The sequence below is a fragment of the Mesorhizobium argentiipisi (SeqCode) genome (assembly GCF_037179585.1).
GTDB classification, from domain to species: Bacteria; Pseudomonadota; Alphaproteobacteria; order Rhizobiales; family Rhizobiaceae; genus Mesorhizobium; species Mesorhizobium argentiipisi.
In genome coordinates, this window is record NZ_JAPYKO010000014.1 from 170,068 (window position 1) to 180,563 (window position 10,496).

Annotated in this window: 10 protein-coding genes and 4 pseudogenes; 7 read left to right on the forward strand and 7 right to left on the reverse strand. The window is 63.0% G+C overall.

Going from position 1 to position 10,496, the window contains the following annotated elements:
• Positions 1-259 precede the first annotated feature (259 nt).
• Positions 260-670, reverse strand: a complete 411-nt coding sequence (locus O7A05_RS20250; protein WP_337094747.1) for a hypothetical protein — start codon at positions 668-670, stop codon at positions 260-262.
• A 42-nt stretch (positions 671-712) separates the two neighbouring features.
• Positions 713-1,159, reverse strand: coding sequence for a hypothetical protein (locus O7A05_RS20255; RefSeq protein WP_337094748.1), 447 nt, complete (start codon positions 1,157-1,159; stop codon positions 713-715).
• Here O7A05_RS20255 and O7A05_RS20260 point away from each other — a divergent pair.
• Positions 1,148-1,980 (forward strand): annotated as a pseudogene (locus O7A05_RS20260) (aromatic ring-hydroxylating oxygenase subunit alpha); the annotation flags it as partial. The gene O7A05_RS20255 and the pseudogene O7A05_RS20260 sit on opposite strands and share 12 nt — an antisense overlap.
• 196 nt (positions 1,981-2,176) lie before the next feature.
• Here the strand turns inward: O7A05_RS20260 and O7A05_RS20265 are convergent.
• The gene (locus O7A05_RS20265) at positions 2,177-3,595 is read right to left on the reverse strand and encodes an aminotransferase (RefSeq protein ID WP_337094749.1); all 1,419 of its coding nucleotides are present in this window, start codon (positions 3,593-3,595) and stop codon (positions 2,177-2,179) included.
• A 150-nt stretch (positions 3,596-3,745) separates the two neighbouring features.
• Between O7A05_RS20265 and O7A05_RS20270 the strand changes: the two genes are divergently transcribed.
• The 4 genes and pseudogenes from O7A05_RS20270 to O7A05_RS20285 all read left to right on the forward strand — a co-directional run bounded on the left by O7A05_RS20270 (position 3,746) and on the right by O7A05_RS20285 (position 6,509).
• Positions 3,746-3,886, forward strand: a complete 141-nt coding sequence (locus O7A05_RS20270; protein ID WP_337094750.1) for a hypothetical protein — start codon at positions 3,746-3,748, stop codon at positions 3,884-3,886.
• The gene (locus O7A05_RS20275; RefSeq protein ID WP_337094751.1) at positions 3,883-4,800 is read left to right on the forward strand and encodes an ABC transporter permease; all 918 of its coding nucleotides are present in this window, start codon (positions 3,883-3,885) and stop codon (positions 4,798-4,800) included. The genes O7A05_RS20270 and O7A05_RS20275 overlap by 4 nt, the downstream gene beginning before the upstream one ends.
• Positions 4,797-5,342: pseudogene (locus O7A05_RS20280) on the forward strand (ABC transporter permease); the annotation flags it as partial. The gene O7A05_RS20275 and the pseudogene O7A05_RS20280, both read left to right, overlap by 4 nt.
• Before the next feature lie 93 nt (positions 5,343-5,435).
• Entirely contained in the window at positions 5,436-6,509 is a 1,074-nt protein-coding gene (locus tag O7A05_RS20285; RefSeq protein WP_337094762.1) for an ABC transporter ATP-binding protein, read from the forward strand.
• Here the strand turns inward: O7A05_RS20285 and O7A05_RS20290 are convergent.
• Genes O7A05_RS20290 through O7A05_RS20305 form a run of 4 tightly spaced genes read right to left on the reverse strand, consistent with a single transcriptional unit; the run spans position 6,473 to position 9,805 of the window.
• On the reverse strand, positions 6,473-7,771 hold the full coding sequence (locus tag O7A05_RS20290; RefSeq protein WP_337094752.1) for a flavin monoamine oxidase family protein: 1,299 nt from the start codon (positions 7,769-7,771) through the stop codon (positions 6,473-6,475). The two genes, O7A05_RS20285 and O7A05_RS20290, sit on opposite strands and share 37 nt — an antisense overlap.
• Complete coding sequence (locus O7A05_RS20295) at positions 7,768-8,847, reverse strand: ABC transporter substrate-binding protein (protein ID WP_337094753.1); 1,080 nt, start codon at positions 8,845-8,847, stop codon at positions 7,768-7,770. Before O7A05_RS20295 ends, O7A05_RS20290 begins: the two co-directional genes overlap by 4 nt.
• Before the next feature lie 58 nt (positions 8,848-8,905).
• On the reverse strand, positions 8,906-9,592 hold the full coding sequence (gene betI, locus O7A05_RS20300; protein WP_337094754.1) for a transcriptional regulator BetI: 687 nt from the start codon (positions 9,590-9,592) through the stop codon (positions 8,906-8,908).
• A 6-nt stretch (positions 9,593-9,598) separates the two neighbouring features.
• Complete coding sequence (locus tag O7A05_RS20305) at positions 9,599-9,805, reverse strand: hypothetical protein (RefSeq protein WP_337094755.1); 207 nt, start codon at positions 9,803-9,805, stop codon at positions 9,599-9,601.
• A gap of 72 nt (positions 9,806-9,877) precedes the next feature.
• Here O7A05_RS20305 and O7A05_RS20310 point away from each other — a divergent pair.
• Together O7A05_RS20310 and O7A05_RS20315 are read left to right on the forward strand one after the other, a co-directional pair.
• Positions 9,878-10,065, forward strand: a pseudogene (locus O7A05_RS20310) (aminomethyl transferase family protein); the annotation flags it as partial.
• A gap of 2 nt (positions 10,066-10,067) precedes the next feature.
• A pseudogene (locus tag O7A05_RS20315) lies at positions 10,068-10,333 on the forward strand (hypothetical protein).
• Positions 10,334-10,496: the final 163 nt, after the last annotated feature.

The window sequence follows — 10,496 nt, forward strand, 5'->3', positions numbered from 1 at the left end:
GCCGAGCCGAGAAGGGCGGATTCCGAGAACCGGCCTACGCCGGCCGTAGCCTTCATAGAGCGGAGACACTTGTGAGGGCTTCGGCCGGCGAAGGCCGGAGCGGAGCGTACTTTCAGTACGTGAGCACCGGAAGCGCAGGAAGCTGCCCTTCGCAGGCCGGCCTCACCTGAATATCGACAGGTCCCAAAAAAGAGGCTCCCGACCGACTTCAGCGGCGGGAGCCTGACTGGAGCGCAGGAGGGCGCGCTCAGGGGAGGTCTTAAAAAATGTTCGGCGTGTTGGTGAGCGGCGCGGCGTTGGCGATCATGCGCACCGCGCGTTCCCGGTGCTGGCCGGACTGCTCGGCGATGGCGCGCAGGCACTCGAGGCTCTCGGCGCCCCAGTTCTGGCCCTTGCAGGCAAAGTCGACCGAGGATTCCGGCAGGCGCGCGGTCTTGAGCGTCGTCTGCGCGCCCTCGATGACATTGGCCGGCGGATTGATCGAGGCGAAAGCCGGGCCTGAAGCAGGTGCCGCGAGCATGCAGCCGAAGGCGCAGGCGCCGATCGCCATGAACATCGCCATCGGATGATCGCTGGCGCGCTGGCGCAACGCCAGCTTCGGCCGGCGGTCATTGCGCGCCGGCCCATGCAGGCGGCGATTGATATCGGCGGTACGAACTTTCGCAAACATCGCAGTTCCCTTCGTTATCTTTCTTTTGGCTATGAAACGAACTTAAGCGCACCAGGTAACAGCCGGATGATCGACGGCGATTGTCTGTGTAACAGGATTGAAACCGGCGCCGTACGCGGCAGTATCCCAATCCGAGGCGATCATTCGACCGGCGATCGAAACGGTCAGCGCAGATATACGCCTGCCGCGCCCGGCCGGACTGTAAACAGCCTCACACAGCAACGCCTGAATCGAGCGCGCCGCCGATGTCTGCCCCACGCCCTTTAACTCGTCGAAACAGGCCTTCTCCGAGGCTGGCATCCGCCCGCTGGATTGCCGTTCCGCTTCCTCGATTAACGCCCGGATTTTCCGGGATTTTTTCGGCTCGGGTGAGGTCAAACTCACCGCCACGGAATTTCCATATTCCCACAAGCCATTGCATTCAACGAAAAATGTGTTTTTATTGAATGGGTATTCAATAAAAAGAAGAACATGCAGATGAACCCGCACCTCCGTGACGTGGCGATCCCCAACGATTGGGACCGGCGGGGTTTGCCGGGGTGGAGCTATCATTCCAACGCCCTTCTCGAGCTCGAGAAGGAATACGTCTTCCGCAACCACTGGCAGATCGCCGGCCATGTCTCCGACGTGCCGAATCCGGGCGACTATCTGACCATGGACGTCATCGGCGAACGCGCGCTGATCGTGCGTGGCAAGGACGGCGTCGTGCGCGCCTTCAACAATATGTGCCGCCACCGCGGCAGCCGCGTTGTCGCCGACAGCCAGGGCAGTTGCAAGAACGCCCTGGTGTGCCCATTCCATGGCTGGGTCTACAATCTCGACGGCACGCTGCGCGGTGCTGCCCGTCCGCGTTCCTTTCCCGAACTCGACAAGACCGAGTTCGGCCTGATGCCACTCGACCTCGAAATCTGGATGGGCTTCATCTTCATCCGCTTCCGCAAGGGCGGCCCGCAGCCTTCGGTGGCGGAGCTGCTCAACCCGATCGAGGCCGAGATCGCTCACTACAACGTCGCCGACATGGTGCCGTCCTGGGCATCTGGACGCAGAAATCGCCGGTCAACTGGAAGTCGGTGCGCGACGTCGACAATGAAGGCTATCACGTCGCCATGGCGCATCCCGCGTTGCAGGACCTCTATGGCGCCACCTATTTCGACGAACCCTTCATCAACGGCGTGTCGCGGTCCTTCGCCACCTACAACCCGCATGCCGGGCGGCGCTGGAGCGTGCGCGAGTACATCAAGCTCGCGCCCGAGGCCACGCATCTGCCGGAACACCTGCGCAAGGCCTGGATCTATTACGGCATCTTCCCCTTGCCCACTTCCTCATCGCGCTTGTGACCGAACCCCTCTCGCAGGAGTTGGGTGTCTCTCCCCCTTGAGCGACGGGCGCCCGCTGCTGTGGCGCGCTACCCGCCAGATCGTCGCCTCCCTGATCGCAGCCATCTTTACTCAGCCGCCCTTGGCAACCCTGCGCCAGAATCTCCATGCCTTGCGACATCGTTGCCAATCACCCCCGCCAGACCCCTTCCTTCCGCAGGTCGTCCATGGTCCGCGAAATGCCTTCGCGCAGGATCGCCACCATGGCATCGACCTGCTCGCGGCTGATGATCAGCGGTGGCGACATCACGCACATGTTGATCAGCGGCCGCACCAGAAGGCCAAGCTCGTGGCAATGCGCGTCGATGCGTTTTCCCACATTCTTGTCGAGCTGCAGCGGGTCCTTGCTTTCGCGATCGGCGACGCATTCGACGCAAGCCATCAGGCCAATGCCACGCACCTCGCCGACCAGCGGCAGCTCTTCCAGCGTCTTCAGTCGTGCCTGGAAATAGGGCGCGATTTCGCGCGTGTGGGCGAGCACGCCCTCCTCCAGCAGGTCGAGATTCTTCAGCGCGACAGCGCAGCCGATCGGATGGCTGGTGTAGGTGAGGCCGTGGCCGAACAGCGCGTCGGGATGGTTGGAGCGGCGCAGTTCTTCGAGCAACCGCTCCGAGATGATGACGCCGCCGAGCGGGAAATAGCCCGATGTGACGCCCTTCGCGAAGGTGATCATGTCCGGATCGATGCCGAACACATCGCCGGAGGCAAAGACATGGCCGAGCCGTCCGAAGCCGGTCACCACCTCGTCCGAGACATAGAGGATATCGTTTTCGCGGCAGATCTCGCGGATGCGCTTGAGATACCCGTCCGGCGGCACAATGACGCCTCCGGAAGCCTGCACCGGTTCGCCGACAAAGGCGCCGATGCGGCCCGCGCCGACGCGCGCGACGGTGTCGCGGAACTGATCGACCAGGAAATCGGTGAAGGCGGCGATGCTCATCTCCTTCGGCCGCCGGAACGGATCGGGCGAGGACAGCTTCACCACCAGCTCGTCGGCGCCGTCCATCCAGTCGCGGTCGCGCGGGCGGCCGTTGAGCGAGGCCGACAGATAGGTCGAGCCGTGATAGGCGCCGCCGCGGCTGAGGATCAGCTTCTTCTCCGGCCGCCCGCCCACATTGTTGTAGAACTGCATGACGCGCAGCGCCGTCTCCACCGCCGACGAGCCGCCGGTGGTGAAGAAGGTGTGGCTGAGATCGCCGGGTGCCGCATCGGCGATGCGCCGCGCAAGCGCGGCCGAGGGCGCGTTCATCGTATACCATGGCGTGTTGTAGGAGAGCGCCATCGCCTGATCGTACATGACCTTGGCCAGTTCCTCGCGGCGATGGCCGACATTGATGCACCACATGCCGGCCGGCCCGTCGATCAGGCGCTTGCCGGAGCCGTCGGTGATATAGATGCCGTCGCCCTCGCCGATCAGCGCGCGGGCCTCGTTGCCGACCGAGCCGGCATAGGGCCAGGGCTGCACGAGATGGCGCTTGGCGAGCTCGACCGCATCGTCATCGCCGGGTTCGATGAGGTCGCTTGCCTTGATCTTGCTCTGAGCCGCCATTTTCGCCTCGCATCGCCAGGTTGCCGATACTCGTTGGATATCGTACGACGCGGAAAACCATGGAAATTCGGCTTTTCGTCATTTCATTTTGAATATCCGTTCAATCAATATCGCAGAAATAGCGCTTGATTTCAATCGGCGGATCCGCTCATGATGAAGAAAGCCGGCAAGCCGGAGCGATCACGCTCCAAGCATAATTCGGGAACAGGCGGCCGGCGCTACGAATGGGAAGGCCGCATGGCGGGACAGTCCGAGCCAGCTACCGAAATCACGCCCGGAGCGCCGCAATGACGGTTGCCGCAGAAGGCTCGCCCCCGTTGCGCATGGCGGGATCGAGACGAAGCCCCCTTGTGCAATCGGAAGCCGTCCAGGGCTTTGCCCTGATCAGTCCCACCTTCATCTACGCCCTTATTCTCCTCGTCCTGCCGATCCTGGTCGTCATTGCCCATTCCTTCTGGACGCAGAACTACCTCACCATCGACCACACATTCACGCTGGAGAACTACCGGATCGCGATGACCGAGCCGATCTACCGCGACCTGCTCTGGCGCTCGCTTTATATATCGCTGACGGTCAGCCTGCTGACGGTGATGCTTGCCTACCCGATCGCCTATTTCATTTCCTTCCATGGCGGCCGCCATAAGAGCCTGTGGCTGTTTCTCATCACCATCCCGTTCTGGACGAGTTATCTGCTGCGCGTGATGTCGTGGAAGGTGATCCTCGGCTACAACGGCGTGCTCAATTCCGGCCTGATGGGCCTCGGCATCATCGACGAGCCATCGACGGCGCTGCTCTACAATTCCAGCGCCGTCATCATCTCGCTCACCCATGCCTGGGCGACCTTCGCGATCTTTCCGATCTTCGTCTCGCTGGAGAAGGTCGACCGGACCCTGGTCGAAGCGGCGACCGACCTCGGCGACGGGCCGCTGCGTTCCTTCCTGCGCGTCACCCTGCCGCTGTCGGCGCCCGGCGTCATCTCGGCCGCGCTGATCGTCATGATCCCGACCGTCGGCGACTATGTCACGCCGAAGCTCGTCGGCGGCAAGGAAGGCGTCATGATCGCCAACGCCATCCAGGCGCAATTCGGCAAAGCGTCGAACTGGCCGCTGGGCGCTGCGCTCTCCGTCACCACCATGATCATCGTCTCGCTGATGGCCGGCGCCACCGTGCTGGTCTTCCGTGCCCTGCAGAGGCTGGCACGATGACGGCGATCAGACGTTACCTGCCCGGCTGGCTGTCGAGCTACGCCGTCCTCTATCTGCTGTTTCTTTACCTGCCGGTGATCTTCCTGCCGATCTTCTCCATCAACACGGCGGCGACGCCGAAATTCCCGCTCTCGGGCGTCACGCTGCACTGGTACGAGGACCTGCCGCGCACACCGGCGCTGATCGACGCCACCTGGAACAGCCTGATCGTCGGCGTTTCCGCCTCGATCCTGTCGACGGTGCTGGGCATCCTCGCGGCCCGTTCGATCACCCGCTACCGCTATCCCGGCCGTCGCGCCATCAACGGCCTGATCATGGCGCCGCTGGTGCTGCCCGAAGTGATCGTCGCCATCTCGATGCTGCTGGTCATGCTGCAGCTGGGTTTGAGCCTGTCGCTCTTCACCGTGGTGCTTGGCCATGTCCTGATCTGCATCCCCTACTCGATGACCGTGCTGACCTCCGGCTTCGAAGGCTTCGACCGCAGACTTGAGGAGGCTTCCGCCGATCTCGGCGAGAGCGCGTTCGGCACCTTCCGGCGCGTGCCGAAATCCTGCGCCGCCGCGCGGCGAGACGCACGCAGAACGAGGGAGGCCTCTATGCTTGAGCGATCCGAGCGCACGCAATCGGATCGCACCATGATCGAGATCCGCGACGTTACCCGCAGCTACGGATCGTTCAAGGCGCTGGACAACGCCTCGCTGGCGATCCGCGAAGGCGAATTCTTCTCGCTGCTCGGGCCCTCCGGCTGCGGCAAGACCACGCTGTTGCGCATGATAGCCGGCTTCGACGCGCCGACCAGCGGCTCGATTGCCGTCGACGGCCAGCCGATGGACGGCATCCCCGCCAATCGCCGGCCGACCAACATGGTCTTCCAGAGCTATGCGATCTTCCCGCATCTCAATGCCGAGCAGAATGTCGCCTACGGCCTGAAGCGGCTGAAGCTCGACGCTGGCGAGGAGAAGCGCCGCGTCGTGGAAGCGCTGGCGCAGGTCTCGCTCGCCGGCCTCGGCAAGCGCCGCGCCACCGAGCTTTCCGGCGGCCAGCGCCAACGCGTGGCTTTGGCCCGCGCGCTGGTCATGCGGCCCAAGGTGCTGCTGCTCGACGAGCCGCTCTCGGCGCTCGACAAGAAACTGCGCGAGCAGATGCAGGTCGAACTGCGCCGCTTGCAGCAGGCGGTCGGCATCACCTTCGTTCTGGTCACGCACGACCAGTACGAGGCCCTGGCGATGTCGGACCGCATCGCGGTGATGTTCGGCGGCCGCATCGCGCAGGTCGCTTCGCCGAAGGAAATCTACCAGCGCCCGGTCAACCGCCAGGTCGCCGACTTCCTCGGCGGCATGAATTTCGTCAAGGCCGAGATCGTCGAGGAGAACGGCGCTTCGCTGGTGCTCGACACGCTGGGCTTCGGTCGCGTCAGGACCGACAAGCCGAAGACTTTCGTGCGCAATGGCGGCTCGGCGACGCTTGGCATCCGGCCTGAACGCCTGCGCGTTTTGTGGGACAATGCGTCAGCAAAATTCGAGGTCGCCGGCAAGGTCGTCGAGCGCCACTATTTCGGTGAGATCACGCATCTGATCGTCGAGATACCGGGGCTCGAAAAGCCGCTTTCCGTGACCGAGACCAACGATTTCGGCGCCGACGACATTCCGGTCGGCGCGCCGATCCGCCTCGCCTACGACCCCGAGGCGCTGGTGGCGATGGCCGACTGAATCTTTGCAGCAGCGATGCGGCCGGCGACGATCGCGCCCTCGACATAACCCGGGAAAGATGGCGACACTTCCGAAGCGGCGAAATAGATCGGCGGCGCGCCGGCAAGGATCACGCGCTCGGCATTCCGCGCCGTCACATCGGTGATGAGATCGCTATAGGCGCCGCCGCTCCAGCGGTCATGCGTCCAGTCGCGCGAGCTGAAATCGGCGATGTCGGCGGCCTGCGGGCCGAGCGCCTGGACAAGCCTCGCGGTGATTTCCGCCTGCAACGCCGCCTCGCCGAGCGGATGCCAGCGCAGCGCGAGCGGCCCGCCGACAAAGACGACAAGCGCGGCGTGATCGGCATCCTTGCTGGCGTCGCAGGCAAACAGCCCCGGTTGATCGCGCCACATCATCATGCCGCTCAAGGCGCGCTCGCGCCAGAACGGCTTTGCGTAGCGCACCAGGATCTTGATCACCGCGCCGCTTTCCCAAACGCCGAGTGCGCTTGCGAGCTCCGCCGGCAAAGCCGGCGTGAAATCGAGCTTCGCGGCCGTCGCCGGCGGCAGCGCGATCAGGACCTCGCGCGCTTCGATCGTGGCCGCGCCGGTGCTGATGCGAACGCCTTGCGGGGCGGGCTCGACACGGGCCACCGCCTGGTTCAGGCGCAGCCGGTCGCCGAGCTCGGCGGCGAGATCCTCGGCCAGCGATTGCATGGTGTCGCCCAGAAAATACTGCAGCTCGAACACCTCGTTGGTGATGCGGCGATCATTGTCGATCAGGTACCAGAGCGGCACCTTGTCCGCTGCCAGGCACCACAGGCCCTCGACCAACGAGCGGAAAGCGGCCTTGGCATCGGCCTCATCGTGCTGGCGTTCCAGCCAATCGGCGACGGTCAGCCCGGGAATCGCTGGATCATCAGGATCGATTCTGTTCATGCGCTCGCGGATCGCCATCGAGACACGATAGGTCCGCTCCGCCCGCGCCGGCTTCATCGACGGATGGGTGATGAATTCGCCCTCGATATAGGTCTCGACGAAGGTCTTGCCGTAGGTCCTGGCCAGCTTCATCACTTCGGGCATGTCCACGCACAGGAACTGGCCGCCGCTGTCGATCAGTTCGCCGAGGCCATTGCGGACAGCCTCTACCCTGCCGCCGACGCGGTCGCGCGCCTCCAGCACAAGGAAATCGATGCCCGCCCGTTTCAGTTCGAGCGCGGCGGACAGGCCGGTGAAGCCGGCGCCGACGATGACGACGTCGGTCCTTTCGATGCTGCTCTTCAATAGCCGGCCTTAATCTTCTCGAACTCGGCGATCATCTTCAGCTTGAGCTCCGAAGGCAGCGGCTGCTGGAACAGCGTCTTGTCTACCCATTTTTCCATGTCGTAGCCCTTTTCCTTCAGGACCGCCGGATCGACGCCAGCCATGCCCTTGGCGTTGGCCTGGCCGTAGCCCCAGTCCTTGACCAGCACCTTGGCGACTTCCGGATCGTTGACGGCGTTGAGGTAGTCATAGGCCTTGTCGATGTTGCCGGGCGCGTCCTTGAACAGCACGTAGCCGCAGACCCAGGTCGAGATGCCTTCGTCGGTGTCCTTCTTGGATTTGATCGGCACGCCGGCCTTGACAGACTGCACGGTCGCGTCGTTCCAGGCCCAGGCGAGATCGACCTCGCCGCCGGAAAGCAGTTGCACGATGTCGGTGGTGTCGGTCCAGTAGGAGCGCACATTCTTGTGCACCTGGCGCAGAAAGTCCGACGCCTGCTTGAACTGGTCGTCCGTCATCTTGGTCCAGTCCTTGAGCCCGATGGCGAGGCTGGCCAGCGCATAGGCGTCGTCTACATTGTCGCCGATCGAAACCCTGCCCTTGTATTTCGGATCGGCGAACACCTTCAGTGACTGCACGTCCTTTTCGGCGATCTTGTCGGAATTGTAGGTGAGCTGTGTATCGCCCCAGTCCCAGGGCATGAACCAGGCCTTGCCGTCGGACGTCGTGGCGAGGTCCTTCATCGCCATGATGCCGGGATTCAGATCCTTCCAGCCAGCGATCTTGGAAGTGTCGAGCGGCAGCAGCAGGCCCGCTTCGCGCCACTTCACCACGCTCTGCGAGCAGGGATGGCCGAGATCGGACTTGAAGCCGGAGCGGATCTTTTCGAAGGCCTCGTCCTCGTCGCCGAAGAAGGCGAAGATCGGCGAGTCGCCGTTCTTCTCGACATATTTGCCGTGGAAGCTCGGATCCTCGTAGCCGGACCAGTCGAAGACGATCAGGTCCTTGTCTGCGGCCACGGCGAACGCCGCCGCCGAAGCCGCGATCACGCTCCCAAGCGTCAAGGTCAGTGTCAGGCGTCGGCTGAATTTCTTCATGCTGTTCCATCCTCTTTTGCCGGTCTTGTTGGCCGGTTGTTGCTAACCCCGGCTCTCGCTAGCCATAGTGTTTCGGGAAGGCGGCGGCCAAAAACGCATTCGCCGCCTGCAATGCGGTCTCTCGCGTAGTGTCCTCGGTCCCCATCATCAGCCGCAGCCACAAGCCCTCGAGCATGGCGCTGAGCGCCAGCGCGATGACCTGGGGGTCATAGGTGTAGTTGCCGCTCTGTTTGAGCGTCGTGCAGAGATCGATGAAGACCTGCTGGTAATAGGCGTCGCGCGAACTGCTCAGCGCCTGGTAGGTCGGCCGTGACTTGGCTTCGCCCCAGAAGGCGAGCCATGCAGCAAGCTTGCGCTTGTTGCAGATAGAGCGGTCGAAATCGGCCCATACCAGATGCTGCAGCTGTCGCGCCGGATCGTCGCCCGCCTTCTGCAAGGCAGTGCGCCAATGCGCCGAATATTCGTCATACATGTACTGCAGCGTGGCAATGAGCAGCTTTTCCTTGCTCTCGAAATGGAAGTTGACGATGCCGCGCGACAGGCCCGCGCCGTCGGCCACGTCAGCCATCGTCGTTTCGGCATAGCCGCGCTTGGCCAGTGAATCGATCGTCGCCTCGATCAGCTGCAGCCGCCGGACCTCTTTCGAGGCCTTGCGGCCACGCTTTTCGGCGTCGCCTTTCCGCGCCGTTTCGGGGAGAGCATCGCTCGCCTCTGCAGTCTTCATGGGTGTGACGGTCTCCAGCATCGCCGGCTATCCAACCGGCTTCCAACCGCGCAGATGAGTGGGGCGGTGCTCGCCACTGTCAAGCACCTTCTGCATCGCCTCCCAGGTCTTGATGTTCTTGTCGACATAGGCAGCGCCGACTTGGCCCAAAATGCCGATGTGGATCAGTCCAGAAATGCCAGCAAAGCCTAGCGTATCAACAGGAAAACGCAACATCATTTGTTGAACATTCATTCAAAATTGCTAGACAAAAAACTTTGATCCGTGCCAAATTCGGGCAATTAGGGAACAAAACGCACCGAGCGTTCCAAGCGCAACATCGCGCTCGCCTCGCTGCAGCGGCCCTATGGCGACGCGACCGTCGATGACTCTGGGTCGAGATCTACCCCATGCGCGAGCTGCAGTACCAGAAGCTGATGAAGAAGGCGAAGGTCGTGCAGAGGCCCTTCATCAAGCTCGACCGCCGCACAGCCAACCCGCCTGCGGACTTTTGACCATGGCAAGCAAAGCGGAAGACCTGGAAGCGGAAGCCGCCGAGCAGTGGGAGCTGGTCAACACGCCGCTCGGCGAGATGTGGTCCGGCCGCACCCGCTACGCCGCGGCGATGTTTTTCTTCAAGCGCGGCGAGATGAACGCCGAGACGCTGGAGGTCTATCGCATCTGCGCCCGGCTCGACCATGAGGATCCCTTGCCGATCATCCGCGACCCGGCGTCGGCAAGGAATGGCTGAAATGCATGGGTGCCTCGGCTTCGTCATTCTAGGGCCGAGCAAGGAGCGAAGCGACGCGGCGCAGACCCTAGAATCCTGTGTGTTGGTTCTGGTGTATGGTTGAAGTGGGAAGGAGACCGAGTGGATCCTGGTCGTCCTTTCGGACAGGCCGTGGCATGGCCCGGTCCCTTCCCACCGGTGAACCATCAACCTGAA